Genomic DNA, 26728 nt, shown 5'->3' on the forward strand with positions numbered 1-26728 from the left:
CGATGCGCGCCCCATGTACCGATGGCCCATGCCTGGCAATTCCAGCGCGCCGGCGGTGTCGACCAGGTCGTCATCGCCAGCGGCGCCGACATCGCCCACCTGCACGAGCTCGACCAGAAGCTGTGGGTGGCCCTGGCCTGCCCCACCCGCGGCATCGACTTCGACCCGCGCACGCTGGACCTCATCGACACCGACCACGATGGCCGCATCCGCGCGCCCGAGCTGCTGGCCGCCTGCCGCTGGGCCTGCGAGCGGCTGGCCGATCCGCAGCAGCTGATCCGCGGTGGCGACCGCCTGGCGCTGGCCTCGCTGGCCGACACCGAGGAAGGCCGCGGCCTGGCCGACGAGGCCCGCCGCACGCTGCAGCGCCATGGCGTCGCCGATGCGCCCGACATCGGCCTGCCGGAGATCACGGAGCGGCAGAAGCACCTGGCCGGCGAGCGCTTCAATGGCGACGGCATCGTCATCCCCGCCAGCGCGGGCGACGATGCGGCGCTGCAGGCGGTCATCGAGCTGGCGTTGGGCAGCCAGGGCGGCGTGCCCGATGCCGGCGGCACGCCGGGGCTGGACGAAGCGCGCGCCCATGCCTTCTTCGATGCGGCGCAGGCCCTGCTGGACTGGCATGCCCGCGGCGAGGCCGACTGCGGCCCGCTGCGCGCCGCCGCCCAGGCAGTGGATGCGGTGCACGACAAGGTGGAGGACTACTTCGCCCGCTGCCGCCTGGCCAGCTACGACCCCCGCGCCGCGGAGGCCCTGAACGCCCCCACGGTGGAGGAACTGCGCAAGCTGGCCACGGTGCGCCTGTCGCTGGCCACCGATCCGCTGCTGCAGATGCCGCTGGCGCCGGTGGCGGCGGGCCAGCCGCTGCCGCTGGGCGAAGGCGCCAACCCCGCCTGGCAGGCCGCGCTGGCCACGCTGCACGAGGTGGCGGTGCAGCCGCTGCTGCAGCAGCACCAAGCCCTGCTGGACGAAGCCGGCTGGCAGCGGCTGAAGGCGCGCGTGGCGCCGTGCCGTGCCTGGCTGGCCGCGCGGCCGGGCGGCGCGCTGGCTGCATCGGGCGTGGACAAGCTGCAGGCCGTGCTGGGCGACGACCTGCCCGCGCGCCGCCAGCAGGTGCTGGCCCTGATCGCCGAGGACCAAGCCGCCGCGCCGCTGCACGGCCATGTGAACGACCTCGAGAAGCTGCTGCGGCTGCAGCGCGACCTGCGGGTGCTGCTGCGCAACTTCGTCTCCTTCGCCGCCTTCTACAAGCGCGAAGGCGCCATCTTCCAGGCCGGCCGGCTGTACCTGGACGGCCGCAGCTGCGACCTCACCGTGAACGTGGCCGATGCCGCCAAGCATGCGGTCATCGCCGGCCTGGCCAAGGCCTACCTGGCCTACTGCGAATGCACCCGCGGCACGGAGAAGATGACGGTGGCCGCGGCTTTCACCGCGGGCGACGTGGACTTCCTCTTCGTCGGCCGCAATGGCCTGTTCTACGACCGCCAGGGCCGCGACTGGGATGCCCGCATCGTCAAGGTGATCGAGAACCCCATCAGCATCGGCCAGGCCTTCCTGTCGCCGTACAAGAAGTTCCTGCGCATGATCGAGGAGCAGGTGGCCAAGCGCGCCGCTGCCAGCGACGCCACCGCCGAGGGCCGGCTGGGCGGCTGGGCCGGGCGCATTGCCACCGCGGACAAGTCGCCGCCGGTGGGTGCGGTGGCCAGTGCCGCGCCGGCCACGCCGGCCGATGCCGCCGCCGCACGCGCGCGCATCGACGTGGGCACCGTGGCGGCGCTGGGCGTGGCCCTGGGCAGCATCAGCGCGGTGCTGGTGGGCGTGTTCACCAAGTTCGTGGACCTGGGCTGGTGGATCCCGGTGGCGGTGGCCGGCATCGTGCTGTCGATCTCCGGTCCCAGCATGCTCATCGCCTGGCTGAAGCTGCGCCAGCGCAGCCTGGGGCCGATCCTGGACGCCAGCGGCTGGGCCATCAATGGCCGCATGCGGCTGAACGTGCGGCTGGGCGCCTCGCTGTCGCAGACGGCGCAGCTGCCGCGCGGCACGCTGCGCCGGCCCGACCCTTTCGCCGAACGGCACGGCTGGGGCTGGGCCCTGGGCGCGCTGGCGCTGGTGGCGGTGCTGGCCGCCGCCGCTTGGGGAGCGTGGCGCCTGGGGTGGGCGCCACGCTGGCCGCTCTTCTAGCGGCTCAAGGCTTCATCGCTCCGGCTTCAAGGCTTGAAGCTGTCGCCCAGCACCAGGCCTTCACGCCGCGGATCGGCGCCGCCGGCCAGCACGCTGCGGCCGTTGACGCTGGACCGCATGATGGTGCCAATGCCGCTGCTCTGCGCATTCAGGTTCACCGTGTGGCCCAGTGCGCGCAGGCCGGTTACCAGCGGGTCGTTGTTGCCGCCGTTGCTGGTGTCGATGGCCGGATGCTCGCCGCCCACGTTGGTGGTGGCCGAGTTGGCGGCGCCGAAGTCCACCAGCGAGGTGGCCTGCTGCGCATCCAGCCCCCAGTCCAGCGCCCCGACCACCGTCTTGGCCACGTACTGGATGATGGTGGCGCCGCCCGGCGAGCCGGTGGCCAGCGCGAAGTCGCCCGCGCTGCCGTCGGCATTGAGCTTGAACACCAGCGTGGGCGCCATCGAGCTGCGCGGCCGCTTGCCCGGGCCCGGCCGGTTGGCGATGGGCAGGCCGGCCGCATCCACCGGCGCATCGAAGTCGGTGAGCTGGTTGTTCAGGATGAAGCCGTTGGTCATGTGGTAGGAGCCGAAGCCCGCTTCCACCGTGGTGGTCATCGACACCACGTTGCCTTCGCGGTCCACGATGGTCATGTGGGTGGTGCCGGCTTCCGGCGCGGTGCTGGTGCCGCTGGGCGTGGCGGTGCCGAAGGTGCCCGGCTGCGCGGTGCCCATGCTCCGCGTCATGCTGATGAGCGCGGCGCGGCTCTTCAGGTAGTTCTTGTCCACCATCGCCGCCGGTGAGCCGCCGGGCAGCGGCACGAAGTCGGTGTCGGCCACGTACTTGTTGCGGTCGGCATAGGCCAGGCGGCCGGCTTCCGACAGCAGGTGCACGCCCATCACCGTGGGCTTGCCGCCTTCGCCGTCGATGTTGGTGGGCTTGAGCGAGGCCAGGTCGAAGTTCTCGACGATGCCCAGCATCTGGGCCACGGCCAGGCCACCGGACGACGGCGGCGGCATGCCGCAGACCATGTAAGTGGCGCGGTAGGTGGTGCAGATGGCTTCGCGCTTCTTGGCCTGGTAGCTGGACAGGTCGGACAGCGTGAGCTTGCTGGGCGTGATGGGCGCGCCATTGGCACCCACCGACACGCCTGCCTTGTCCACGATGGCCTGGGCCAGCGGGCCGTTGTACAGCGCATCGGCGCCGCCGTTGGCCAGCGTGGTGAGCGTGGCCGCATAGGCGGGCAGCTTGAAGGTGGTGCCCAGCGCCTTGGGCGTGCCGTCGGCATTCAGGTAGGCGGCGGTGGCATCGGCATCGCGCAGGAAGTTGGTGGCCGCGCCGGCGATGGCGTCGGACATGCGCCCGCTGATCAGGAAGCCGTTGGTCGCCAGGTCGATGCCGGGCTGGAACAGGTCCTTCCACGGCTTCTTGCCATGCTCGCTGTGGGCCAGGCCCAGCATCTTCACCGCGCCAGGCACGCCGATGGAGCGGCCGCTGGCGCGCGCGCTGGGCACCGGCGCGGTGCGGTTGCTGGTGTCGTCGATCCAGCGGATGTAGTTCTCGGTGGCGGCCGCGGGCGCGGTCTCGCGGCCGTCGTAGGCGGTCACGGCCTTGGTGCGGGCGTTGTAGTGCAGCATGAAGGCGCCGCCGCCGATGCCGCTGGACTGCGGCTCCACCAGGCCCAGCACGGCCTGCACGGCCACGGCCGCGTCCACCGCGCTGCCGCCGCTCTTGAGCACCTCGCAGCCGGCCTTGCTGGCCAGCGGGTTGGCCGTGGCCACCATGTACTTGCTTGAATAGACAACTTTCTTGCCGGTGCGGTAGCCGCTGGCGGGCTCGGGCGCGGCGGGGTCGCCCGGCAGGCCGGAGCCCACGACGACGCTGCCGCCGCTGTCGCTGAGGATCTCGCAGCCCATCTCGGGGCCGTCGGAATCACTGAAGAAGCAGCCCGACAGGGCCAGGGCCGAAGCAGCGGCGAGCGGGGTCAGGACGAGTAGCCGGCGGTTCATTGGGATCAAGGTTTGCTCCAAAGACGAGTGGTGCGCAGGCGGCCGACTATCCGCCGCCAGCGCAGCCCCGCCAATCAGCAAGAACCATGCACGCGCCGCATTCAGGCCGCCCGGCGGAAGCAGGCCTGCATGAAGGCCCAGGCCAGGCGCGACGCATCCGGCCCGGCGGGGTCGCTGTAGCTCTGGGCGGCATCGCCGCCGCTCCAGGCGTGGCCCAGGCCCTGGATCTCCACCAGCCGCACCATCGTCCTGCGGGCGCGGCGGTAGTCGGTGACGGTCATCGCATGGCGGGTGCCGCGCTGCAGGTTGCGCGGCTTGCCCGCCCGGGCGCCGGCGGCCTGGGCCCAGGCCTCGGCGGCGGCGCGGCCGTTGGCCGGGTCCACCACGCGGTCGGCACTGCCTTGCAGCACCATCAGGGGCGGCAGCACCACGCCCGGCGGCAGGGCCACGCTGCCGCCGCCGCGCATGGCCTGCAGTCCGGTGGCGGTGGAGCGGCCGCTGCCGGGTGCCACGCCCGAATGCATCACCACCGCGGCATAACGCAGCGGCTCGCGGGTGGCCATCAGCGCGGCCATGCCGGCGCCGGCCGACAGGCCCGCCACGGCCACGCGCGTGCGGTCGATGGCATGGCGCAGGCCCACCTGGTCCAGCATCAGCTGCAGCGTCTGTGCCTCGGCCTGTGCATGGCCCGAGCGCAGCTCGTACCAGCGCCAGCAGCCTTGCGGATGGGCCAGCGTGTCCTGCTCAGGGTACAGCACGAAGAAGCCATGCCGGTCGGCCAGCCGGTGCATGCGGCTGCTGATCGCCAGGCCGCGGCCGTTCTGCGCGCAGCCGTGCAGCATCACCACCAGCGGCGCCGGGGCCAGCGGCTGCCCCATCGCCATGCCCTGCGGCGGACCGCGCAGCGCGGCGGGGCGGTAGAGCGTGAAGCGCCGCGTGCCGGCCGGCCCGATGGCCAGGCCGGGCAGCCAGTCGCCGCGCGCCTTCGGGAAGCGGTGCTGGGCGGCGATGGCATCCAGCGCCGGCTTGGCGATGCGGCCGGCACGGGTCAGCGGCGCAGGGCGTGCCTTCACGGCTGGCCGGGCAACCCGGGGCGTGGCCGGTACCAGCGGCTTGGGCTGGGCGGCAGCGGCCTTACGGGCCGGTTTCACCGGCTTGAGCAGCGCCTTCTGCTGCCGCACCGCGGCCTTGGCCAGCACCTTGCTGCCGCGGTTGAACAGCCGGGCCCAGGAGGCGACGAGGCTGCGCTTGGCCACGGCCGCGGTGCCGTGGCTAGAACAGCTGCTGGGCCAGGAACTGCAGCGAGCGTCCGTGCGCCAATGCAGCCGATGCAGGATGGTAGGAGCCACGCGCCCAGCAGTTGAAGCCGTGCGTGGCGCCCGGGTACACATGCACCTCGGCCGGCTTGCCGGCAAAGGCGGTGCGCACCTGTTCCACCTTGTCCAGCGGGATGGCGTGGTCCTGTTCCGCGTAGTGGAACTGGATCGGGCAGCTGATGCTGCCGCTGCGCTGTAGCTGGTCGTGGATGCCGCCGCCGTAGTAGCACACCGCCGCGTCCACGCCAGGATCGGCGGCGGCGATGTAGGCCAGCCGGCCGCCCATGCAGTAGCCGATGGTGCCCACCTTGCCGCCGGCCGCGTCCACCTCGGTGCGGGCGCGCAGCGTGGCCACGGTGGTCTTGATGTCGGCGGCCAGCTGCTCGGGCCTGGCGGCCTTCATCAGCTCGATCGCGCGGTCATAGTCGGGCCCGCTGTAGCCCAGCTCCACGCGCGGTGCGTCGCGCCAGAACACGTCGGGCGCCAGCACCACGAAGCCGTCCTGCGCATATTGGTCGGCCACCGCGCGGATGTGCGCATTGACGCCGAAGATCTCCTGGAACAGCACCAGCCCCGGGCCGGTGCCGGCCGGCGGCAAGGCCAGGTAGGCGCCGTACTGCCCGCCGTCCTGGGCGTTGATGGTGATCCATTGACTGCTCATCGGTACTCCTGTGCTGGCTGGTGGTCGCGGTCCATTGTGGTTCAGTCCTCCGGGCCGTGCGCCCCGGGCCCGCTTCCACCCGTAACGGTTTGAAGTTTGTGGTTGATAGGCGGAAGTGGCGCGCCTAGCATGCGCCAGCGCCGCCGGCCCAGGCCACAAGAGCGGTCATGCAGTACAGGAGACATGCAGGATGGACGGGTCGTGCTGAACCCTTGGGCCGAGTTGTCGGGTGGCGAACGGGCCGTGCTCGACGCGGTGATGTGGTCCACCGGGCTGCCGCGCGAGGCCCTGGCCACGCGGGCCGAGCTGTCCCGCACCCGCGCCAATGCCGCCGTGGCCGCGCTGGTGGAGCAGGGCCTGCTGGAAGAAGCCGGCCCGCAGGCCAGCACCGGCGGCCGCCGGGCCGAGACCCTGCGCCTTGCCCGCAGCCTGGGCGTGGTGCTGGCGGTGGACCTGGGCGCCACCGGGCTGGACGTGGCGGTGCTCACGCCCGACCTGCGCATCCTCGAGCGCCACACCGAGGCGATGGACGTGCGCCGCGGCCCCGGCCTGGTGCTGAGCCGCGTGCGCGCCCTGCTGCGCGAGTTGCTGGCCCGCTGCGGCGCCACGCCGCGCCAGGTGCTGGCCATCGGCCTGGGCGTGCCGGGCCCGGTGGACTTCGAGCATGCGCAGCTGGTGGCGCCGCCCTTGATGCCCGAATGGGACGGCTTTTCGATCCGCGACGACCTGCGCGCCGACTACGCCGCGCCGGTCTTCGTCGACAACGACGTGAACCTGATGGCGCTGGGCGAGCTGTGGCGGCTGCAGCGCGGGCTGAAGAACTTCGTGGTCATCAAGGTGGGCACCGGCATCGGCTGCGGCATCGTGTGCCAGGGCCAGGTGTACCGCGGCGTCAACGGCTCGGCCGGCGACGTGGGCCACATCTGCGTCGACCCCCAGGGCCCGCGCTGCCACTGCGGCAACCTGGGCTGCGTGGAAGCCATGGCCGCCGGCCCGGCCATCGCCCGCATCGCCACCGAAGCCGCGCTGGAAGGCAAGAGCCCGATGCTGGCCCAGGTGCTGGCCGAGCGCGGCAGCATCACCCCGGCCGACGTGGCCCAGGCCAGCCGCGCCGGCGATGCAGCCAGCAACGACATCGTGCAGAAGGCCGGCGCGCTGATCGGCCAGATGCTGGCCTCGGTGGTCAACTTCTTCAATCCCAGCCATGTGTTCATCGGCGGCGGCGTCACCCGCACCGGCCCGCTGTTCCTGGCCAGCGTGCGGCAGAGCATCTACCACCGCAGCCTGGCGCTGAGCACCCGGCACCTGGAGATCCAGTACACGCCGCTGGGCGACGAGGCCGGCGTGGTGGGCGCGGGCGCGCTGGCGCTGCAGCAGGCGATGCTGGCGGGGGCACGTCCATGAGCTTGCAGATCGGCTTCGACGACATCACCAAGGCCTTCGGCCCGGTGCAGGTGCTGCATGGCGTGAGCTTCGAGGTGCAGCCCGGCACCGTGGTGGGCCTGCTGGGCGAAAACGGCGCCGGCAAGAGCACGCTGATGAAGATCCTGTCGGGCTACGAGCAGCCCAGCGGCGGCACCCTGCGCATCGGCGGCCAGCCGGTGGCCTTTGCCGGATCGCGCGAGGCCGAGGCCGCGGGCATCGTGCTCATCCACCAGGAGTTCAACCTGGCGGAAGACCTGAGCATCGCGCAGAACATCTTCCTGGGACACGAGAAGAAGCGCGGCTGGCTGCTGGACGACGCCACCATGCGCGCCGAGGCCGCGCAGGCGCTGAAGCTGGTGGGCCTGGACGTGAGCCCCGACACGCCGGTGCGCCGCCTGATCGTGGCCGAGAAGCAGCTGGTGGAAATCGCCAAGGCCCTGGCCCGCAAGGCCCGGCTGCTGGTGATGGACGAGCCCACCGCCACGCTCACGCCCGGCGAGACCGAAGCCCTGTTCCAGCTGATGGCGCGGCTGAAGAACGAGGGCGTGACCATCCTCTACATCAGCCACAAGCTGGATGAAGTGGAACGCGTGACCGACGAGATCGTGGTGATGCGCGACGGCCGCTTCGTCACCCGCGCGCCCACCGCCAGCGTCACCCGCCGCGAGATGGCCAACCTGATGGTGGGCCGCGAGCTGAGCGACCTCTACCCAGCCAAGGACGCGCCGCCGCCCGAGACCACCGCGCCGCTGCTGAAGGTGCAGGGCTTGACGGTGCCCGGCTGGGCGGAAGGCATCGGCTTCGAGGTGCGGCCCGGCGAGATCCTGGGCTTTGCCGGCCTGGTGGGCGCCGGCCGCACCGAGCTGTTCGAAGGCCTGCTGGGCCTGCGCCCGCACAGCGTGCAGCGGCTGGAGCTGGCCGGCCGCGCCGTGCCCGGCCTGCGCAGCCCGCGCGATGCCGCCCGCCATGGGCTGACGTACCTCAGCGAAGACCGCAAGGGCAAGGGCCTGCACGTGGCCTTCGGCCTGAAGGAAAACCTGACGCTGATGGCGCTGGAGCGTTATGCCCGGCCCTGGCTGCAGCCCGCGGCCGAGCGTGCGGCCATGCAGCAGGCGGTGCAGGACTTCGGCATCCGCACCGGCTCGCTGGACATTGCCGCCTCGTCGTTGTCGGGCGGCAACCAGCAGAAGCTGGCGCTGGCCAAGGTGCTGCACCCTGACCCCAAGGTGATCGTGCTGGACGAGCCCACCCGCGGCGTGGACGTGGGCGCCAAGCGCGACATCTATTTCCAGGTGCAGGCGCTGGCGCGCGAGGGCCGCGGCGTGATCGTGGTGTCGTCCGAACTGATGGAGCTGGTGGGCTTGTGCCACCGCGTGGCCGTGATGCGTGCCGGCCGCCTGATGGCGGTGGTGCAGGGCGCGCAATTGACCGAAGAGGAGTTGATCGCGCATGCGACCGGAACCCGTGAGCACTGAGAAACGATCCGCGGCCGGCCGGCTTCATGGCCTGGGCCCGGTGGTGGGCCTGGTGGTGCTGCTGATCGCCGGCACGCTGCTGAACAGCGACTTCGCCAGCTTCGACAACCTGATGAACGTGCTCACCCGCACGGCCTTCATCGGCATCATCGCGGTGGGCATGTGCTTCGTCATCATCTCCGGCGGCATCGACCTGTCGGTGGGCTCGATGGCGGCGCTGATCGCCGGCTGCGTCATCCTGCTGATGAATGCGCTGGGCGAGCGCGGGCTGCAGCCGGTGGCGGTGGTGGCGCTGGGCATGGGCTTCGCGGTGCTGCTGGGCGCGCTGTTCGGGCTGGCGCACGGGCTGCTGATCACCCGCGGCCGCATCGAGCCCTTCATCGTCACGCTGGGGACGCTGGGCATCTTCCGCGCGTACCTCACCTACTTCTCCAACGGCGGCGCCATCACGCTGGACAACACGTTGAGCGACGTCTACAGCCCGGTGTACTACGCCGCGCTGTTCGGCGTGCCGGTGCCGGTGTGGGTGTTCATCGCGGTGGCCGCGCTGGGCGGGCTGGTGCTCAACCGCACGGCCTATGGCCGCTATGTGCAGGCCATCGGCTCCAACGAGCAGGTGGCCCGGTATGCCGCGGTGGACGTGGACCGCATCAAGGTGGTGACCTACATGCTGCTGGGCGTGTGCGTGGGCATCGCCACGCTGCTGTACGTGCCGCGGCTGGGCAGCGCATCGCCCACCACCGGCCTGCTGTGGGAGCTGGAAGCCATTGCCGCGGTGATCGTGGGCGGCACCGCGCTCAAGGGCGGCGCGGGCAGCATCACCGGCACGGTGGTGGGCGCCATCCTGCTCTCGGTCATCAGCAACATCCTCAACCTCACCAGCATCATCAGCGTGTACCTGAACGCGGCGGTGCAGGGCTTCGTGATCATCGTGGTCGCCTTCCTGCAAAGGCGGCGGCGTTAGCAGTCCGGGCACATCGGGCTTTTGTTCCAACCCCCAAGAGGAGACGAGACATGACACAGCACTTCACCCGCCGCACGGCCCTGCTGGCCGCCACCGCCGCCGCAGCCGCGATGGCCTTTTCCACCGGCGCCAGCGCGCAGGCACCGGCCAACGTGAACCTGGGCGTGGCCATTCCGGCGGCCACGCACGGCTTCACCGGCGGCATCGTCTGGTGGGCCAACGAGGCCAAGAAGGAACTGGAGAAGACCCACAAGAACCTGAAGGTGACGATCAAGACCGCCGCCAACGCCGGCGAGCAGGCCAACCAGCTGCAGGACCTGGTCACCGCCAACAAGATCAATGCGCTGGTGATCTTCCCGTTCGAATCGGCGGCGCTGACCAAGCCGGTGCAGCAGGTCAAGGGCAAGGGCGTGTACGTCACCGTGGTGGACCGCGGCCTGACCGACCCCAGCGCGCAGGACGCCTACGTGGCCGGCGACAACACCGCCTTCGGCAAGGTGCCGGCCGAATACATCGCCAAGGCGCTGGGCGGCAAGGGCAACGTGGTGGCGCTGCGCGGCATTGCCACCACGCTGGACAACGAGCGCATGGACGCCTTCAACAGCGTGCTGAAGCAGCACCCCGACATCAAGCTGCTGGACGCCAAGTACGCCAACTGGAACCGCGACGACGCCTTCAAGGTGATGCAGGACTACCTGACGCGCTTCAAGCAGATCGACGCGGTGTGGGCCGCCGACGACGACATGGCGGTGGGCGTGCTCAAGGCCATCGACCAGGCCAAGCGCACCGACATCAAGCTGGTGTTCGGCGGCGCCGGTGCCAAGGGCATGGTCAAGACGCTGATGGACGCCAAGGACCCGCGCATCCAGGCCAATGTGTCGTACTCGCCCAAGTTCATCTACGACGCCATCAAGCTCACCGCCGAGGCGCGGCTGAAGGGCGACAAGCTGCCGCCCACCACCATCATCCCCTCGGTGTTGATCACGAAGGACAACGCCAAGGACTTCTACTTCCCCAACTCGCCGTTCTGACACCATGGCCCGCCCCGTCACGCTTTTCACCGGCCAGTGGGTCGACTTGCCGCTGGCCGAGCTGGCGCCGCTGGCCAGGCGCATGGGCTACGACGGCCTGGAGCTGGCTTGCGGCGGCGACCACTTCAACGTGCAGCGCGCGCTGAAGGAGCCGGGCTACGTGCAGCAGCAGCGCGAGCTGCTGCAGCAGCATGGCCTGCAGTGCTGGGCCATCGGCAACCACCTGGTGGGCCAGGCGGTGTGCGACCTCATCGACCAGCGCCACCAGAAGATCCTGCCCGCCCATGTGTGGGGCGACGGCGAGCCGGAGGGCGTGCGCCAGCGCGCCGCGCTGGAGATGGCCGACACCGCGCGGGCCGCCAAGGCCTTCGGCGTGAAGACGGTGACGGGCTTCACCGGCTCGTCCATCTGGCATGCCATCTATGCCTTTCCGCCCACAACCCAGGCCTTCTGGGACGCGGGTTACGAGGACTTCGGCCGCCGCTTCGCGCCCATCCTGCAGGCCTTCGACGAGTGCGACGTCAACTTCGCGCTGGAGGTGCACCCCACCGAGATCGCGTTCGACATCGCCACCGCCGAGCGGGCCTTGCAGGCAGTGAACCAGCACCGCCGCTTCGGCTTCAACTTCGACCCCAGCCACTTCGGCTACCAGGGCGTGGACTATGTGCGCTTCCTGCGCACCTTCCCCGGCCGCATCCACAACGTGCACATGAAGGACGTGTGGTGGGGCAAGGGCGACGGCACGGTGGGTACCTTCGGCGGGCACACCAGCTTCGGCGATGCACGGCGCACCTGGGACTTCCGCAGCGTGGGCCGCGGCATGATCGACTTCGAATCCATCTTCGTCGCGCTCAACGACATCGGCTACCGCGGCCCGCTGTCCATCGAATGGGAAGACAGCCGCATGGACCGTGTGCATGGCGCGACCGAAAGCGCCGCCTTCACCCGCCGCATGGACTTTCCGCCCGCGGGCGGCGCCTTCGACGACGTGTTCGGCCGACCCGACCAAGGGCAGGGCACACGATGACGACCCCCCACAAGCTGCGCGTGGCCATGGTGGGCGGTGGCCGCGACGCCTTCATCGGCGCGGTGCACCGGCATGCGATGGCGCTGGACGGCCAATGGGAACTGGTGGCCGGCGCCCTGAGCAGCACGCCCGAGAAGGCGAAGGCCTCAGGCCGCGACCTGGGCCTGGCCGACGACCGCAACCACGGCAGCTGGCAGGAACTGCTGGCCGACGAGCTGCGGCGCCCGCCCGAGCAGCGCATCCATGCGGTGAGCATCGTCACGCCCAACCACCTGCACTTTCCGGTGGCGATGGCCTTCGTGCAAGCCGGTTTCCATGTGGTGTGCGACAAGCCGCTGGTGCACACCAGCGAGCAGGCGGCCCAGCTGGTGCAGGCCGTGCACCAGGCCGGCACCGTGTTCGGCGTGACCTACAACTACAGCGGCTACCCCATGGTGCGCGAGGCGCGTGAGCTGGTGCGCCAGGGCGCCATCGGCACCATCCGCAAGGTGGTGATGGAGTACCACCAGGGCTGGTTGTCTAGCCAAGTGCAAAGCAAGCAGGCCGACTGGCGCACCGACCCCGCAAGAAGTGGCGCAGCCGGTGCGGTGGGCGACATCGGCACCCATGCCGAACACCTGATCGCCACGGTGACCGGCCTGGAGATCGAAAGCCTTTGCGCCGACCTGAGCACCTTCGTGCCCGGCCGCCAACTGGACGACGACGCGAGCATCCTGCTGCGCTTCAAGGGCGGTGCAAAGGGCGTGCTGCTGTGCTCGCAGATCGAGGCCGGCTGCGAGAACGACATCCGGCTGCGCGTGTTCGGCAGCGCCGGTTATCTGGACTGGCGGCAGGAGGAGCCCAACATCCTGATCCACGCGCCGGCCGATGGGCCGAAGCGGGTGCTGACGCGGAATGCGCCGTGGCTGAGCGAGGCGGCGAAGGCGGCGTGCCGGCTGCCGGCCGGGCACCCGGAGGCGTTCATCGAGGCCTTTGCCAACGTGTACCGCGGGGTGGCGGCGGATATACGGGCGCGGCTGGACGGGGTGAGCGCTGATCCGCTGGTGGCGGACTACCCGCGCGTGGAGGACGGGGCGCGGGGGGGTCGGGTTTGTGGAGGGGGTGGTGGGGTCGGGGGGTGGGTGGATCGCCCCGGCGCACAACCCCAGCGATATTGGGACTAACTCAGAAAAAATTATCCAGTCAGCGCGCGAAAGCGAAGGCGCTTAATTCAATCGTCTCATCTAACTCCCAGAACCTTGGTGACTCTCGTTGCCCATCAGTCCTGCTGGCTGCGTTTGATTCGCGACACCGTTGGCAGGTGGCGCGACATCACTATGGATCGTCTCTGCGTCTCGGCCTGTGTTGATGCCGGATGAAACTGCAGGTACCACTGGCGCATACACCACTGTGCGGACGGATTCTGCTGGGGCCACCGAAGGTTGTTCGGGTTGAACAATTGGAGACGGTTCCGCCGCAACTGTTCTGTAGATGGAATCGACAAGTCGGCTGCCTGCGCCTACGACTTTTCCGAGCACCAAAAGCTGTTCCCTGCACGCCACGCTGTCTGTCGCATCCGGATAGTTGAGCGCATGGTCTACCTCGCCCCAAATCTCTTCAAATAAGGTTCGGACTTGGATCTCGCAGCACAGAGGCGAATCTTGCCTCGGGCGAACAGTGTAGTGCACGCTGGTATAGGAGGAAGGCTTCAGATGAACCTGAAAACCAATGGCCTCATAGAAGCTCTTTCTTTCAGGATCCCATGTGTATGCACGCGGCGGTTCGTGAAGCACCCAGTCGCCCCGGTGTGCGATCTTGCGTTCAATCTCCGCATGAATGTGGGTAAGTTGTTCTTGGTGAAGGTGTAGGACTCGAACCCCCGCAAGGTCAGTGACTCTCTGTCCTAAATTGCTGCCATCAATCAAATTGTCGGGACGGGACTTTTTCTCGATCTTAGCGCGCAGGTGTTCCCTATCTTTAAGGCGTGACTTGACTGAGTGGACAAGCGGAGTATTGCCTGCTATTAGAGTTGGATGTGTCTCAAACCACGTCCTGACGTTTGACATGAAGATGCGAAGCTCATGGTTCATTTCGTCGAAGGCTCTAAGAGCCGCATCCGTAAGGGCTGCGTCTTGCATAGCGCGACCCTCAGTCCAGAGACGAAGTGCGCGAGAGGAGATCCTTCGCAAATTCGAAATATTTATCCCTAGTCGCCTCGTAGGTACCACGGTTGCCCAGTATGGTTGTGGTGTCGGATGAGTCCAATGTTGCAAACGGTACCCGCCACATTGGCGTGTGATACTTTTGCGCCATTGATGGTAGCGTGTTGTGCGTGTGCATGATGGCCGTCCCACCGATGGGCTTGTCGGAAACCTCTCCACTCAGGTGGGAACGGATATCGGGGCTTATGTAATCACGGATTGCCTCAGGAATTTGCACGGCAAAATTGTAGTGCGCCGTTGCTAGATCTAGTGGCTTACCCGAGTACTTCTTGGCGTTGTAGATCGTGTAACCAAGCAGTCGAACAAAATTCTTTGGAAATTGTTTTCGTTTTTCTGTCGACAGCAGATGGTATATGGTTTCGAATTGTTTCTTCCAGGTTGTGAGCGCGTTCCCAATGTTTTTAATGCCATATTGCGAGAACATGTCCGGCATACAGGGAATCAAAAACCCGTCAGCCGTAGAGATGATTACTTTGTTGAGTGTGCCAAGGCTGGGCGAGGTATCCATGATGACAAAGTCATACTTATATGCCTTTGCATAGGCCTCTGCAATCTGCCGCGGGCGGGTCACAGTACGCACTGCCAGAGGATCACCTTGATAAACGTCGCTCCAACGCCTTGCGATGGCATCCTCGTACAGATGCATGGTCAAGCGGCCCGGGATAAGGTGCAAGTTTTTGGCTATTTCGAATGGCGGCGATATGTGATCGAGATCCGAAATTCCGTCTTCGGTGGGTTTAAGGAGAAAATGAATTGAACGCGGCGAGGTAATGAGTCCGTCGAGTTCTTTCTTCGGCAAGTTATCACGCGCAGCCTTGAAGTCGTCGATGAAAGCTTCTTCAGCCTGCCAAACCTCATCTAATGTTTCTTCAGGCAGCCCTAAAATGGTTAGGTTGCACTGAGGATCTAGGTCAATGATTAGCGTCTTATGACCCAGTTGTGCAAGCGCATGTGCCAGATGGAACGTCAAAGTGGTTTTTCCGACGCCACCCTTGTTGTTGAAAACGGAAATTGTCTTCATCTGTCCTCCGAAGTATATTTGTATCAATGTGGCGGGGCATGTGTGTTCGCAATATACCCCTTGGTGCCATGCTCGGCGTGCCACCTTACTTGTTGACGCTCTGACCTAGCGTTATAGACATCAGGCAGTCGACGTTGGATCGTCATTCCCGCGCGGCAGCTTTGCAGGAAGGCTGCCGACCCATGTAGGCAGAAGGTTCCCCGATGCGGGTGGTCAGCCGTATTCACGGGAGGACCTTGACTACGACCAGCAGCGCGATTGTGCGAAGGCACTCGTCCTTTACGGACCTGCTCTTGTACCTTGCTGCAAGCCGCTCCGAAATGCAGGCCTCTCGCTCGGGGATACGTCATCCAACGTATTCCCGGGCCGCAACGCCCGCCGCCCAATGCCTTCATTCCACGCCACGAGCAGCAGGAGCCCCCATGAACCACGGCGACATCTCCAGCAGCAGCGACACCGTCGGTGTCGCCGTCGTCAACTACAAGATGCCCCGCCTGCACAGCACGGCGGAAGTGCTGGCCAACGCGCGGGCCATCGCGGAGATGGTCGTCGGCATGAAGCGCGGGCTGCCGGGGCTGGATCTGGTGATCTTTCCGGAGTACAGCACCCACGGGATCATGTACGACCCGCAGGAGATGTTCGATACCGCGGCCACCATCCCGGGCGAGGAGACGGCCGTGTTTGCCGACGCCTGCCGGCGGGCCAAGGTGTGGGGCGTGTTCTCGCTCACCGGCGAGCGCCACGAGCAGCACCCGCGCAAGGCGCCATACAACACGCTGATCTTGATGAACGACCAGGGCGAGATCGTCCAGAAGTACCGCAAGATCATGCCGTGGGTGCCCATCGAGGGCTGGTACCCGGGCAACCAGACCTATGTGAGCGACGGGCCCAAGGGCCTGAAGGTCAGCCTCATGATCTGCGACGACGGCAACTACCCCGAGATCTGGCGCGACTGCGCGATGAAGGGCGCCGAACTCATCGTGCGCTGCCAGGGCTACATGTACCCGGCCAAGGACCAGCAGGTGATGATGGCCAAGAGCATGGCCTGGGCCAACAACTGCTATGTGGCGGTGGCCAATGCGGCCGGCTTCGACGGCGTGTACAGCTACTTCGGCCACAGCGCGGTGATCGGCTTCGACGGCCGCACGCTGGGTGAATGCGGCGAGGAAGACAACGGCATCCAGTACGCAGCGCTCAGCAAGCACCTGATCCGCGACTTCCGCAAGAACGCGCAGTCGGAAAACCACCTCTTCAAGCTGCTGCACCGCGGCTACACCGGCCTCATCAACTCCGACGACGGCGACCGCGGCCTGGCCGACTGCCCCTACGACTTCTACCGCCAGTGGGTGGCCGACCCCGCCGCCGCGCGCGCCGCGGTGGAGGCGATCACACGGCCGATGGTAGGCACCGAGGAATGCCCGATCGAGGGCATTCCGAACCCGCGCAGCGTCGGCTAGAACCCCGGCCTGTTCCCGCGCGCGAGCCCGCCCGGCTTGTTGGCCGGCCCCTTGCCCCAGCCTGGCTTGAGCGGCGCCTTGTTGAACACCGCGCCGCCCAGCGAAGGGTACTTGTCTTCGGTCTTTTCCAGCAGCGCGGCCATCTCCGCCTTCTTGCGCTCTTCTTCCAGCCGTTCCGCTTCGGCCTTGTCGGCCAGCTCCTTGTTCTTGCGCTGCACATGCACCTCGATCTGTCCTTCGGTGATGCTGTAGCCACGTGCACGGCCGACGGTGCGCGGCACGGTGCCTGGCGGGTGTGAGGCGTAAACCTTGCCGCCTTTGGCGTGGGTGGCCACGAACAGCGACACCTTCACCGCCTTCCACACGAACATGCGCGATTTCGTGCCGTCGGCATAGCTGCGGTCGATCATCTCGGCCGACAGGTGCAGGTGGAACTCGTACTCGTCGTTGAACTCGTCGCCCGGGATGGTGAGCGTGATGTGCGGGTCTTCCACGCGCTGATGGATGCCCTTGTCGACGCTGATCACCTCGTCGGGCGAGGCCAGTGCGTCCAGCAGGCGCTTGAAAGGCCGCTGCACCGGCTCGGTGTCATCGAAGGCGCCGCCGGTCAGCAGGCCGATGGTGTCCAGCACCAGCCGCTGCACCTCGCTCCACTCCATGTTGCTGTCGTGATCGGGGAACCAGAGGCCGTCGCGGTTCTGGCTGCTGCCGTGGTCGCTGTACAGCTTCTTCAAAGTGGGCATGGTGCCTCCGGCAATGTGGGGGTGCACGATGCTAGGCACGGCGGCACCGGCACCAAGCAGTGAATGTGCGGATGGCCGCGTGCCGCCCGACCGCCTAAGTGCCCTGCGGCCTGCGCCGCGCCGCGTTGTGCGGATGCGCCGCCGCTTCAACCATGCCCAGCACCGGCGCAAAGCACACGTCGGTGCCTTCCAGCAGCGCGCACCACTCGTCCCGGCTGCGGCTGGCAAACAGCGCGGTGAAGCGCGCCTTCAGCGCCGGCCAGTCGGCCGTCTCGTACTGGCGGGCCGGGTCCACGTCGGTCAGGCCCAGCTTGTTCAGCAGCAGCGCATAGAAGGGCGGCTCCAGCGCCGCCACCGTCACCTGGCCGCCGCAGGCGCAGGCATACACGTCGTAGAACGGTGAATCGTGGAACGGGCTGGGCGGCGCGCCCGGGCCGTTGCCCAGCTGGCCATTGGCGTGGATCCAGTGGGCGATGCCGCCCAGGCTCTGCACGATGTCGACGATGGCCGCATCCACCACCCGGCCCCGGCCGGTGTGCCGCGCTTCCAGCAGCGCGCACACGATGCCGAAGGCCAGGCCCAGCGCGCCGGCGCCATCGCCCAGCACCGTGGGCGGCACCATGGGCAGCTGGCCCGGCCGGGCCGAGAGGCTGAGCAGCCCGGTCAGCGCCACGTAGTTCAGGTCATGGCCGGCCACGCGGGCCAGGGGGCCGGTCTGGCCCCAGCCGGTCATGCGGCCGTACACCAGCCGCGGGTGCCGCTGCGCGAACACCTCGGGTCCCAGGCCCAGCCGTTCCATCACGCCGGGGCGCTGGCCTTCGATCAGCGCATCCGCGCCCATCACCAGCTCGATGGCGCGGTCGCGGTCGGCGGGCTGCTTCAGGTCCAGCACCACCACCTGCTTGCCGCGGCGCAGCGGGTTGTGCGCCTCGTCGCCGCCGAGCTGCGCGCTCACTGCGCCCTGGACGGGCCGGGCGATCAGCTTCACCTGCGCACCCAGGTCGGCCAGCATGCGGCCGGCCAGCGGGCCGGGGCCGAGGCCCTCGAACTCGATGAGGCGGATGGTGGAGAGGGTGGGGGAAGAGGACATGGGCGCTGCTATTAGGGATGTGGTCGCGCAGCATGTCCACAAGTGTGAGGACGCCCGCGCGGCGGCGGCTGTCTAGGCTGCCGGCATTACAACCTGGAGGGGCGCGCCATGGAGGGCAACGGCAGGTACAACCCCGGCGGCGACCAGCGCCGCACCGGCGTGTGGGTGGCCATCGGGCTGCTGCTGCTGGTGTTCGGCTTCACCTTGGTGCTCACGCTGCCCACCTACGCCAGCATCCGCGGCAACCCGTTCTGGTTCGTCGGCATGCTGGTGATCTTCGGCGCGGCGCTGGCGCTGATGGCGGTGGTGTTCACCTGGCTGGGCCTGGCCGCCAAGGACGAAGCCTTCGGGCTGCCGGCGGGCTCGGTGCGGTCGATGCTGGCCATCGGCGTGATGGTGCTGTTCGCGGTCTTCGGTCTGCAGGCCTTGTCGGGCGAGGGGCCCACGATCAAGCCGGCCACGCAGCCGCTGGCCACGGTGGTGCTGACCGACCCGGCGCAGGCCCGGGCCGAGATCGAGCGTTATGAAAAGGCCGGCCTGCTGGCGGTGGCCGGTGCCGCTTCCGGCGTGCAGGGCACCTCGCTGAGCATCTATGCCCTGACGCGCGAAACACCGGCCGCGGCGCAGGAATCGCAGAAGCAGATCATCACCGCGCTGATCACGCTGGTGACGTCGGTGGTGAGCTTCTACTTCGGCAGCCGCAGCGTGGAGGCGATGGCCAAGGGCATGTCGGGCGGCGGCGGGCTGGGCGGCGTGATGCCGCGTGTGACCGAGCAGGAGCTCAAGCGACTGGACGACGCGATCGGCAAGGCGGAAGCCGGCATCGCTGGCCTGGCCGGGCAGGAGCCCACCAGCGGCACCGCGGAGGAGCTGGCCCGCGTGGTGAGCGCCTTGCAGGCCGCCTTGAAGAAGCTGAAGGATGAGCGCGCCAGTCTGGACGCGTTGTCCAAGGACGCGGTGAGCGGCAGTGCCACCTTCGAGCAGGTGGACCAGCGCAGCAGGCAGCTGGCCGCCCAGCTGCAGTCGCTGCAGCAGGACCTGGCCGCGGCGCAGAGCCGCGTGGCCAAGGGCTGAGCATGCTGTCCACCTGGCAGGTGACGGCCACCGCACTCAATCTGCGGGTGGCGCCACAGGTGGGCTCGCCCATCGTCGCGGTGATGAAGCAGGGCGACTTGTGCACCGACACCGGCGCGCCGGCCACCCAGGCCGGCTGGCTGGCGGTGGCCTACCAGGGCCGGCTTGGCCACGCGAATGCGCAATACCTGCGCAGCGTGCCGGATGCCGGTGCAATGGCAGCGGGTGATCGGCCGGTGCCCACCTCGCCGCCTGCGCCGGCGCCGGTGCCCATCACCCAGCCATCGGCGCGGCAGAGCGACCTGGCGCTGCTCCACCCCCGCTTCCGGCAGGCGGTGGCGGGCCTGCTGGCGTCGCTGGCCCAGGCCGGCGCGCCATTCCGCGTGTTCGAGTCCTACCGCACGCCGGAGCGCCAGAAGTGGCTGTACGACCAGGGCCGCACCCGCCCCGGCAGCATCGTGACCAAGGCGCCGCCCTGGCGATCGATGCACCAGTACGGCCTGGCTGCGGACCTGGTGCTGTTCATCGACGGTCAATGGAGCTGGCGCGACAGCGGGCCGCTTGCGGCGCACTGGGCGCTGCTGCGCCAGCACGCTGCCGCGGCGGGGCTGCGCACCCTGTCGTGGGAAGCACCGCATGTGGAGTGGCCGGTGAGCCTGGAGGACGCCGCCGGCCCCACGCTGATGGCCAGCGGCGATGCCGCCTGGCTGGACAACATGGAAGCCTCGGCCGACCGCTGGCAGCAGGCCGGCCACGACGGCGCGCCGGTGCTGGCCGCGCTGCAGCGGCCGGGCCTGGCGCCCGCGTGACGCGGCCGCTCAGGCCGCGTTCGGCGCGAGCAGGCCCGCCGTCTCTCCCGCCCCCATCTTCTCCGCCAGCTCCCCGGCCGTCATGCCGGCGGCGTCGCGTCGGCCGGGGTCGGCGCCGGCCTGCAGCAGCCGCTGCACCATGGCCGTGCGGTTGAACATGGCGGCGAACATGAGCGCGGTGCGGCCGTCGGCGCCGGTGGCGTCCACCTGGGCGCCGTGGGACAGCAGCAGTTCCACCACGTCCTGCGCGCCCTTGAAGGCGGCGGCGCCCAGGGGCGACTGGCCCTTGTCGTTGCGCAGCTCGGCGTCCGCGCCGTGGTCCAGCAGCAGCTGCACCACCGGCGCATGGCAGTGATAGGCGGCCAGCATCAGCAGGGTGTCGCCCTTGTCGTTGCGCAGGTTGGGCGGCAGCCCGGCCTTGAGCAGCGGCGCGATGTGGGCCGCGTCGCCCTGGCGCGCGGCATGGAACACCTCGCGCAGCGCGTCCAGCACCGCTTCGTCGAGAGGGGGAGGGGAGGTGGTCGTCGTCGTGCTCATGCCCACCTCCGGCACCCGCCGTGCCCGCGCCGGCCCGGCTCAGCGGCTGAGGGTGACGCCCGAGCCGTCGATGCGCAGGGAGCCGTCGCGCTCCGGCTTGACCAGCCGGCCGTCCTCCAGCCGGTATTCGGTCAGCCCGGTGGGCTCCCATTGCTCGTTGCCCAGGTTCAGCGACGGGTCGCGTACCAGGTGCTCGTAGCCCATCACCTTGTAGTGGCTGCCGTCGGAGCCGCGGGCCTGGAACGATTCCAGCAGGTGCAGTTGCTTGTCCATGGCGCTTGTTCCTTCATGAGATGGAAGAACGGCCGCGCGCCGCTGCCGGTGCGCGGGGTGGCGTTGCGGCAAGCGATGTACCTGCCCACGCGCGCCGCCCGCCGGTTCTACGCCTGCACGGCCCGGCCGCAAAGCCCGGATTTACCGCAACCAGCTCTGCACCGCATGGCCGATGGCGCCCGGCGACACCACCGCCATGAACAGCACGCCGGCCACCGCGCCGGCCACATGGGCATCGTGGTTCACCCGGCCGATGCGGTTGCGCCCCGCATACAGGCTGAAGCCGAGGTAGCCGAGCGCGAACAGCGGCGCCGGAATGGGCACCGGGATCGGCAGGATGAACAGCGACGCGTCGGGAAACACCACGATGGACGCGAACAGCACCGCCAGGATGGCGCCGGAGGCGCCCAGGCTGGCATAGCCCGGCTGGTGGCGGTGGATGAGCCAGGTGGCCAGACTGCTGGCCAGCAGGCCGAAGGCATACAGCGCCACGAACAGCGGCGTGCCCAGGTGCCGCTCCAGCCCGAAGCCGAAGGCCCAGAAGGTGAAGCCGTTGAACACCAGGTGCGGCAGGTCGGCATGGATGAAGCCGCTGGTGACCAGCGTGTGCCAGTCGCCGCGCCGGGCCAGGCCGTGCGGGCGCAGCAGGTGGCGCTCGACCAGCCGCGGCATCTTGTACAGGCCCAGCAGGCTGACTACCGCGATGGTGGCCAGCAGCAGGGCGGCGGCTGGGGCGCTGGTCACGGCTGCGAGGGTGTCTGGATTCATCCACGCACTCTAGCAATCGGGGCCTCCCGGCCGCACGCGCGCTGCTTCCGCGTAGGCGAGTCCCGCGGCTGGTGCATCCGCAAGCATGCGGAGGCTGGAAACCGGCGCACGACGCATGCTGTGATTCCAACGACAAGGAGGGGCGAACCATGCGAAGCGGACATAAGTGCATTCTCGGGGGGTGATGGCCGCGGGCCAACTGGCGTGCGGCTCGATGGCCGTTCAGGCGCAGACGCCTGAGGTTGTGCGGGGAGCAGCACCAGCACCAGCAGCGGCATCAGCACCGGCACCGGCACCGGCATCCACAACAGAGTCGCCGGGAGTCGACCGGCTACCGAGCCTCAACACCTTGAGGGACGAACTGGTCAGTGCCCAGGCGCTGGTGCTTCAGCGCATTCAGGCCAGGGACGATGTGGAGGTCGAACTGACCGCGCAGTACGAGAAGCTTCAAGCACTCTGCACTGCCAAATTCCAGGCCCTGGACAGCGACCGCAAGCGGTATGCGTCTGCGGAGGCGCGGACCAATGTCATTGGCGGCCTGCTGGCGCTGGTCGGTTCGGTGACCGCGTATGCCCCAGGCAAGACCGTGCTGATGGGCCTGGGCATCTCTGCGGGCAGCGCGGGCACGGTGTCTTCGGGCATCACCCAGTTCTTTTCCAAGCGCTCGGCCACCGATGCCACTTCGTTGGCTATTCTCCAGGGCCAGCTTGCCCAGGTGTTTGATCGTTATGAAGCGGTCGACCCGGGCGGCGACAATTCAGGCCGGCGGCGGAGCGGCATCCTGTCGCGCGGCACGAACATCTGCCTGGGCCTCACGCCGGTGGTGGATGCGCCGGACCCACCGGCGGCACCCGCGCCGGCTGATGCCGGCGCTTGATACGCCCGTCAGCGGCAGGTATAGCTGGCCGCGGCGTTCACGTCGCCGCCCAGGTAGCTCACCTGCCTGGGATACACGCACAGCGGGCGGCTGCGCGCCGGGCTCACGCTGGCGGCCGTGGTGGCGGGCAGGGCGTCGGCCGGGGCGGTGCCGTTCTCCACCCAATTCACCATCATCGAGAAGAACTCCAGCTGCGGATTGGCCACGTTGCCGTTGGGTGCGCGCGGCGTAGCGCCGGGCGTGCCGGCACCGCTGCAGTGGCCCAGGCCCGGCATCATGTACAGCCGCGCAAAGGCCTGCGCCGCCGCATAGCCGCCCTGCTCGTTGGCCAGCCGCTCGTAGTAGTTGAGCGTGCCCTGCGGGAAGATCAGCGGATCCGACAGTCCATGGAACATCACCAGCTTGCCGCCCCGGGCCTTGAAGGCCGAGAGGTCGGGGTCGTCGGTGCCCAGCACCTCATGCGTCAGCGCCACCGAGCGGCTGTACATGCCGTACCAGGAGTTGCTGCCGCCGTAGGTCAGCTCCCGCACGCGGTTCTGGCCGGTGCCGGTGGCATTGACGAAGCCGGTGCTGCCGTAGCTGGGATCCTGCATCACGATGGCCACATGGTCGGCCCCGGTGCCGAAGGGCATTGCGCCAGCCAGGGAGGCCAGGTTGGTGCCGCGGGTCAGGCCGTACCAGAGCTGGCCCGGCTGCAGCACCGGGTTGAAGCCGTTGTCGCGTGCCGGCGCGGGCACCTCGCCGCTGGCGGTGGGGCCATGCCAGATCTTGTTGAGCGCGCCCGCCTCGGCCCGCGTCAGGCAGGTGGCGGTGTTGTTGCTGCCGCCATCGGTGGTGCACAGCAGGGCCATGTCCTGCGCGGGGTCGTAGGTGCAGCGGCCGGGCTGCTCGATGAAGCCGTCGGCCTGGCCGGTGAGGCTGCTGCCGCAGGCGGCCACCGCGGCGCTGGTGGCAGCCGTGAGCTTGGCCGTGGCGATGGGGCCGCCCAGGTCCTGCTGCATCACCACCTGCGGCCACATCTGCGCGGGGTGGAAGCGGTCCCAGTTGAAGGCGGGCGCGCCGGCCACGATGCCGTCGAACACCTCGGGATGGCGCTGCGCCATCATCATGCCCTGCCGGCCGCCGGTGGAGCAGCCCAGCCAGTAGTTGCGTGCGGGCTGGCCGCCGAAGTAGGCCGCGGCCAGCGCCTTGCTCTTGGCCGCCATCTCCACCAGGGAGCGCTCGGCGTTGTCCTTCAGCAGCACCTGGTTGATGCTGCCGTCGGGCAGCATGCCGAAGCTGCCGCTGCTGCCGCCCTTGTCATGCCCGGTGTCGGTGAAGGAGCTGACGTAGCCGCCGCCGGCCATCTGCGCGGCCAGCGTGCTGGCCACGGCGGCGGGGTCCTTGGTGGCGGTGCCGCCCTGCCAGCCGCCGCCGCCCACGGCCACGTACTTCTGGTTCCAGGCGGTCTTGGCCGGCAACCAGATTTCCACGCCGATGCCGCTGGAGGTGGAGGGCGCATCGGCCGGCCCAGCGTTGCCGGGGCCCACCACCAGCTTGACGCGGCAGAGGTCGGCCGCGGCCGTGGGTGCGTTGTTGGCGGCGGTCAGCGGCGTGCCGGCGGCAAAGGCCTTCACGTCCAGGATGGTGGTGTCGGCCGCCAGCGCATGCGCCTTGAGCGTGTCGTCGCAGGCCAGCGCCACCGGGGCCGGCGCGGGGGCGGGCGTGTCGTTGTCGTCATCGTCGCCGCCGCAGGCCGCCAGCAGCGCGGCCAGCAGGGTGATGGAAGCGGCACGGCTGCGCGAGCGGCGGTGGCGGGGCGCGCATGACGGCGCCGGAGGGCGCGGCGCGACGGGTACTGCATGCATGGTGTGTCTCCTGTGGCTGGGGTGCCGCTGCCGTGGCGCTGCGTGGCGCCCAGGTCGGCGGACCCACCCATGCTGGAACCGCCGGCAGGCGCCCGCGCCCGGGTAATCCAGCAGACGGGGCGGCTTGCGCACAAACGTGGCGGCCGCCCGGGGGCGTGCCGGGGCCTCCGATGGCGGGCACGCGGGCCACTTGTCTAGACAAGCGCAGCAGGCCGGCGCCGTGTCGGCTAGCATCGCTACCGCCGGAGCACGGCCGCGGGCAGCGGCAGGCTCGCACCGCCGCATCACCACCATGCCCACTGCGCCACCCACGCCATCGCCGCATGCCGCACCCGACGCCCAGGCCCTGCGCCGCTGGGGCGCCGGCCTGTCCACCCAGGACATGGCGGCGCTGCTGGCGCTGGGCGGCTACGGCAAGCTGGGCACCGCCGCGCAGGCGCTGGACATGGCGCCGGCCTCCCTGAGCCAGCGACTCAAGGGCATCGAGCAGCGGCTGGGTGCGCCGCTGTTCAAGCGCTCGGCCGCCGGCATGCAGGCCAACCAGCTGGGCGAGCTGGTGCTGGCCCAGGTGCGCGAGCTGGCCGCGCCGCTGGATGCGCTGGCCGCGCTCACCGAAGGCCTGCGCGCCGGGCAGGCAGCGCCGCGCATCACCATCAGCTGCCCCGGGCAGGTGGGCGAGCAGTGGCTGCAGCCGCTGCTGCTGGAGTTCATGGCCCGCCATCCCGGCCTGCGCACCCACCTGGAATACGACAACCGCTGGCACGACCTGAACCGCACGCCGGTGGACCTGGTGTTCCGCCAGCACCGGCTGTTCGCCGACGAGGTCCTGCCGCCCTATGCCCATGTGGCGCGGCGGGTGCTGCAGCGCCCGCAGGTGCTGTGCGCCGCTGCCGGCTACCTGGCCGCGCTGCCGGCGCCGCCCGCCACGCCCGCCGACCTGGCGGGCCTGCATTGCCTGGACATCAAGGTCGACCTGGCGCGCGACTGGGCGCTGCCGGCTTCCGACTGGCGCTTTCGTGCGGCAGCGGCGCGCGGCAAGGCCGCGGCCCGCACGCTGGTGCAGCAGGTGCCCGTGCGCCACAGCGTGAACACCGCCGGCGCGCTGCTGCAGGCGGTGCGTGCCGGCCTGGGCGTGGCGGTGCTGCCGCTGGACATGGTGCAGCCCGACCTTGCCGCCGGGCGGCTGCAGCCGCTGCTGCCGGGCTACAGGCTGCCTTCGCTGGACCTGTACCTGATCGAGCCCTATGTGCGCGCCGGCCCGCTGCAGAAGCAGCTGGTGGCCTTCCTGCTGCGGCGGCTGCGCGCCATCACGCCAGCATGACGAGGCCGATGGCGGCGAACACCACCGCCAGCAGCCGCGGCAGCCAGCGCTCGCGGCCGCGGCGGCGCAGGGCGGACATCAAGGCGCTGCCGGCCACGCCGTAGCTGGCATTGCTGACGAACTGGATGGCCAGGTAGGTGGCGCCCAGCAGCAGGAACTGCCCGGTGTAGGGCCGCTGCACGTCGATGAAGCGCGGGAACAGCGCCGCGAAGAACAGGATGGCCTTCGGATTGGTGGCCGCGATGAGGAAGCCGCGCAGCCAGATGCGGCCCAGGCCGCCCGCCGGCGTCGCCGCCGCCGCGGCGTTGGGCGAAGGCGCCGCCAGACCCGGCGCCCGCCACTGCCGCCAGGCCATCCACAGGAAGTAGCAGCCGCCGGCCACCCGCACTGCGCGCAGCGTGCCGGCGCTCCAGCCGGCGATGGTGGCCAGCGAGGCATAGACGATGGCCAGGTGCCCCAGGTAGGCGGTGCTGCCGCCCAGGATGCCCACCAGTGCCGCGCGCCGGCCGTGCGACATGGCATTGGCCATGGCAAACAGCGTCATCGGCCCGGGCGAGAACACCACCGCGGTGACCACCGCCGCATACATCCACCATGCCTGCATCGCCGCCTTTCATTGCCTGGCGGCCATGCTAGGCGGCG

24 protein-coding genes are annotated in these 26728 nt (G+C 69.2%); 12 read left to right on the plus strand and 12 right to left on the minus strand.

Going from position 1 to position 26728, the window contains the following annotated elements; all coding sequences use genetic code 11:
- Nucleotides 1-21: 21 nt before the first annotated feature.
- A complete protein-coding gene (locus LRS14_RS18750) occupies nt 22-2181 on the plus strand; it encodes a hypothetical protein (protein WP_257800621.1) in 2160 nt (719 codons plus the stop codon).
- A 26-nt stretch (nt 2182-2207) separates the two neighbouring features.
- Here the strand turns inward: LRS14_RS18750 and LRS14_RS18755 are convergent, their stop codons facing one another.
- From LRS14_RS18755 to LRS14_RS18765, 3 genes are all read right to left on the minus strand, one after another.
- The gene (locus LRS14_RS18755) at nt 2208-4169 is read right to left on the minus strand and encodes a gamma-glutamyltransferase family protein (protein ID WP_257802170.1); all 1962 of its coding nucleotides are present in this window, start codon (nt 4167-4169) and stop codon (nt 2208-2210) included.
- 101 nt (nt 4170-4270) lie between these two features.
- Nucleotides 4271-5425, minus strand: a complete 1155-nt coding sequence (locus LRS14_RS18760) for a PHB depolymerase family esterase (protein WP_257800622.1) — start codon at nt 5423-5425, stop codon at nt 4271-4273.
- Nucleotides 5426-5441: 16 nt separating this feature from the next.
- On the minus strand, nt 5442-6146 hold the full coding sequence (locus LRS14_RS18765) for a dienelactone hydrolase family protein (protein ID WP_257800623.1): 705 nt from the start codon (nt 6144-6146) through the stop codon (nt 5442-5444).
- A 258-nt stretch (nt 6147-6404) separates the two neighbouring features.
- Between LRS14_RS18765 and LRS14_RS18770 the strand changes: the two genes are divergently transcribed.
- The 6 genes from LRS14_RS18770 (at nt 6405) to LRS14_RS18795 (ending at nt 13231) form a co-directional block, all read left to right on the plus strand.
- Complete coding sequence (locus LRS14_RS18770) at nt 6405-7550, plus strand: ROK family protein (RefSeq protein WP_257802171.1); 1146 nt, start codon at nt 6405-6407, stop codon at nt 7548-7550.
- On the plus strand, nt 7547-9046 hold the full coding sequence (locus LRS14_RS18775; protein ID WP_257800624.1) for a sugar ABC transporter ATP-binding protein: 1500 nt from the start codon (nt 7547-7549) through the stop codon (nt 9044-9046). The genes LRS14_RS18770 and LRS14_RS18775 overlap by 4 nt, the downstream gene beginning before the upstream one ends.
- A complete protein-coding gene (locus LRS14_RS18780) occupies nt 9021-10010 on the plus strand; it encodes an ABC transporter permease (protein WP_257800625.1) in 990 nt (329 codons plus the stop codon). The genes LRS14_RS18775 and LRS14_RS18780 overlap by 26 nt, the downstream gene beginning before the upstream one ends.
- A 110-nt stretch (nt 10011-10120) precedes the next feature.
- Nucleotides 10121-11041: a substrate-binding domain-containing protein gene (locus LRS14_RS18785; protein WP_257802172.1), complete on the plus strand. Its 921-nt coding sequence runs from the start codon at nt 10121-10123 to the stop codon at nt 11039-11041.
- A 4-nt stretch (nt 11042-11045) separates the two neighbouring features.
- A complete protein-coding gene (locus LRS14_RS18790) occupies nt 11046-12068 on the plus strand; it encodes a sugar phosphate isomerase/epimerase (RefSeq protein ID WP_257800626.1) in 1023 nt (340 codons plus the stop codon).
- Nucleotides 12065-13231: a Gfo/Idh/MocA family oxidoreductase gene (locus LRS14_RS18795; protein WP_310740855.1), complete on the plus strand. Its 1167-nt coding sequence runs from the start codon at nt 12065-12067 to the stop codon at nt 13229-13231. The genes LRS14_RS18790 and LRS14_RS18795 overlap by 4 nt, the downstream gene beginning before the upstream one ends.
- Nucleotides 13232-13291: 60 nt before the next feature.
- Here the strand turns inward: LRS14_RS18795 and LRS14_RS18805 are convergent, their stop codons facing one another.
- Complete coding sequence (locus LRS14_RS18805) at nt 13292-14185, minus strand: RelA/SpoT domain-containing protein (protein WP_257800627.1); 894 nt, start codon at nt 14183-14185, stop codon at nt 13292-13294.
- A 10-nt stretch (nt 14186-14195) separates the two neighbouring features.
- Nucleotides 14196-15290 (minus strand): ParA family protein, encoded by a 1095-nt coding sequence (locus LRS14_RS18810; RefSeq protein WP_257800628.1) that lies wholly within the window; start codon nt 15288-15290, stop codon nt 14196-14198.
- 422 nt (nt 15291-15712) lie between these two features.
- Here LRS14_RS18810 and LRS14_RS18815 point away from each other — a divergent pair, with 422 nt between their 5' ends.
- Entirely contained in the window at nt 15713-16747 is a 1035-nt protein-coding gene (locus LRS14_RS18815; RefSeq protein ID WP_257800629.1) for an aliphatic amidase, read from the plus strand.
- On the opposite strand, the gene LRS14_RS18820 is transcribed toward LRS14_RS18815, so the two are convergent.
- The gene (locus LRS14_RS18820; RefSeq protein WP_257800630.1) at nt 16744-17490 is read right to left on the minus strand and encodes a hypothetical protein; all 747 of its coding nucleotides are present in this window, start codon (nt 17488-17490) and stop codon (nt 16744-16746) included. The genes LRS14_RS18815 and LRS14_RS18820 overlap by 4 nt on opposite strands.
- A gap of 94 nt (nt 17491-17584) precedes the next feature.
- Nucleotides 17585-18580 (minus strand): CaiB/BaiF CoA-transferase family protein, encoded by a 996-nt coding sequence (locus LRS14_RS18825; RefSeq protein ID WP_257800631.1) that lies wholly within the window; start codon nt 18578-18580, stop codon nt 17585-17587.
- A gap of 108 nt (nt 18581-18688) precedes the next feature.
- Between LRS14_RS18825 and LRS14_RS18830 the strand changes: the two genes are divergently transcribed.
- Together LRS14_RS18830 and LRS14_RS18835 are read left to right on the plus strand one after the other, a co-directional pair.
- A complete protein-coding gene (locus tag LRS14_RS18830) occupies nt 18689-19654 on the plus strand; it encodes a hypothetical protein (protein WP_257800632.1) in 966 nt (321 codons plus the stop codon).
- Between the two features lie 2 nt (nt 19655-19656).
- Nucleotides 19657-20463: a M15 family metallopeptidase gene (locus LRS14_RS18835; protein WP_257800633.1), complete on the plus strand. Its 807-nt coding sequence runs from the start codon at nt 19657-19659 to the stop codon at nt 20461-20463.
- A gap of 9 nt (nt 20464-20472) precedes the next feature.
- Here LRS14_RS18835 and LRS14_RS18840 read toward each other — a convergent pair whose 3' ends face one another.
- The 3 genes from LRS14_RS18840 to LRS14_RS18850 all read right to left on the minus strand — a co-directional run bounded on the left by LRS14_RS18840 (nt 20473) and on the right by LRS14_RS18850 (nt 22017).
- Nucleotides 20473-21000 carry an ankyrin repeat domain-containing protein gene (locus LRS14_RS18840; protein ID WP_257800634.1) on the minus strand — a complete coding sequence of 176 codons (528 nt, stop codon included), beginning with the start codon at nt 20998-21000 and terminating at the stop codon, nt 20473-20475.
- Nucleotides 21001-21039: 39 nt separating this feature from the next.
- Nucleotides 21040-21273, minus strand: coding sequence for a hypothetical protein (locus LRS14_RS18845; protein ID WP_257800635.1), 234 nt, complete (start codon nt 21271-21273; stop codon nt 21040-21042).
- A gap of 141 nt (nt 21274-21414) precedes the next feature.
- Nucleotides 21415-22017, minus strand: a complete 603-nt coding sequence (locus tag LRS14_RS18850; protein WP_257800636.1) for a rhomboid family intramembrane serine protease — start codon at nt 22015-22017, stop codon at nt 21415-21417.
- Nucleotides 22018-22390: 373 nt separating this feature from the next.
- Here LRS14_RS18850 and LRS14_RS18855 point away from each other — a divergent pair, with 373 nt between their 5' ends.
- Nucleotides 22391-22918: a hypothetical protein gene (locus LRS14_RS18855; RefSeq protein ID WP_257800637.1), complete on the plus strand. Its 528-nt coding sequence runs from the start codon at nt 22391-22393 to the stop codon at nt 22916-22918.
- 8 nt (nt 22919-22926) lie between these two features.
- Here LRS14_RS18855 and LRS14_RS18860 read toward each other — a convergent pair whose 3' ends face one another.
- On the minus strand, nt 22927-24765 hold the full coding sequence (locus tag LRS14_RS18860; protein ID WP_257800638.1) for a tannase/feruloyl esterase family alpha/beta hydrolase: 1839 nt from the start codon (nt 24763-24765) through the stop codon (nt 22927-22929).
- A 292-nt stretch (nt 24766-25057) separates the two neighbouring features.
- Here LRS14_RS18860 and LRS14_RS18865 point away from each other — a divergent pair, with 292 nt between their 5' ends.
- Entirely contained in the window at nt 25058-26086 is a 1029-nt protein-coding gene (locus tag LRS14_RS18865; protein WP_257800639.1) for a LysR family transcriptional regulator, read from the plus strand.
- Here the strand turns inward: LRS14_RS18865 and LRS14_RS18870 are convergent.
- Nucleotides 26073-26690, minus strand: a complete 618-nt coding sequence (locus LRS14_RS18870; RefSeq protein ID WP_257800640.1) for a LysE family translocator — start codon at nt 26688-26690, stop codon at nt 26073-26075. The two genes, LRS14_RS18865 and LRS14_RS18870, sit on opposite strands and share 14 nt — an antisense overlap.
- Between the last annotated feature and the right edge of the window lie 38 nt (nt 26691-26728).

It is taken from the genome of Aquincola sp. J276, assembly GCF_024700035.1.
GTDB lineage: Bacteria > Pseudomonadota > Gammaproteobacteria > Burkholderiales > Burkholderiaceae_C > Aquincola > Aquincola tertiaricarbonis.

Coding starts and splice junctions, on each gene's coding strand:
- LRS14_RS18750 (WP_257800621.1), top strand. CDS start 22: ATGGCCCATGCCTGGCAATTCCAGCGCGCCGGCGGTGTCGACCAGGTC.
- LRS14_RS18755 (WP_257802170.1), bottom strand. CDS start 4,169: ATGAACCGCCGGCTACTCGTCCTGACCCCGCTCGCCGCTGCTTCGGCC.
- LRS14_RS18765 (WP_257800623.1), bottom strand. CDS start 6,146: ATGAGCAGTCAATGGATCACCATCAACGCCCAGGACGGCGGGCAGTAC.
- LRS14_RS18770 (WP_257802171.1), top strand. CDS start 6,405: ATGTGGTCCACCGGGCTGCCGCGCGAGGCCCTGGCCACGCGGGCCGAG.
- LRS14_RS18775 (WP_257800624.1), top strand. CDS start 7,547: ATGAGCTTGCAGATCGGCTTCGACGACATCACCAAGGCCTTCGGCCCG.
- LRS14_RS18780 (WP_257800625.1), top strand. CDS start 9,021: ATGCGACCGGAACCCGTGAGCACTGAGAAACGATCCGCGGCCGGCCGG.
- LRS14_RS18785 (WP_257802172.1), top strand. CDS start 10,121: ATGGCCTTTTCCACCGGCGCCAGCGCGCAGGCACCGGCCAACGTGAAC.
- LRS14_RS18790 (WP_257800626.1), top strand. CDS start 11,046: ATGGCCCGCCCCGTCACGCTTTTCACCGGCCAGTGGGTCGACTTGCCG.
- LRS14_RS18795 (WP_310740855.1), top strand. CDS start 12,065: ATGACGACCCCCCACAAGCTGCGCGTGGCCATGGTGGGCGGTGGCCGC.
- LRS14_RS18805 (WP_257800627.1), bottom strand. CDS start 14,185: ATGCAAGACGCAGCCCTTACGGATGCGGCTCTTAGAGCCTTCGACGAA.
- LRS14_RS18810 (WP_257800628.1), bottom strand. CDS start 15,290: ATGAAGACAATTTCCGTTTTCAACAACAAGGGTGGCGTCGGAAAAACC.
- LRS14_RS18815 (WP_257800629.1), top strand. CDS start 15,713: ATGAACCACGGCGACATCTCCAGCAGCAGCGACACCGTCGGTGTCGCC.
- LRS14_RS18820 (WP_257800630.1), bottom strand. CDS start 17,490: ATGCCCACTTTGAAGAAGCTGTACAGCGACCACGGCAGCAGCCAGAAC.
- LRS14_RS18825 (WP_257800631.1), bottom strand. CDS start 18,580: ATGTCCTCTTCCCCCACCCTCTCCACCATCCGCCTCATCGAGTTCGAG.
- LRS14_RS18830 (WP_257800632.1), top strand. CDS start 18,689: ATGGAGGGCAACGGCAGGTACAACCCCGGCGGCGACCAGCGCCGCACC.
- LRS14_RS18835 (WP_257800633.1), top strand. CDS start 19,657: ATGCTGTCCACCTGGCAGGTGACGGCCACCGCACTCAATCTGCGGGTG.
- LRS14_RS18840 (WP_257800634.1), bottom strand. CDS start 21,000: ATGAGCACGACGACGACCACCTCCCCTCCCCCTCTCGACGAAGCGGTG.
- LRS14_RS18845 (WP_257800635.1), bottom strand. CDS start 21,273: ATGGACAAGCAACTGCACCTGCTGGAATCGTTCCAGGCCCGCGGCTCC.
- LRS14_RS18860 (WP_257800638.1), bottom strand. CDS start 24,765: ATGCATGCAGTACCCGTCGCGCCGCGCCCTCCGGCGCCGTCATGCGCG.
- LRS14_RS18865 (WP_257800639.1), top strand. CDS start 25,058: ATGCCCACTGCGCCACCCACGCCATCGCCGCATGCCGCACCCGACGCC.
- LRS14_RS18870 (WP_257800640.1), bottom strand. CDS start 26,690: ATGCAGGCATGGTGGATGTATGCGGCGGTGGTCACCGCGGTGGTGTTC.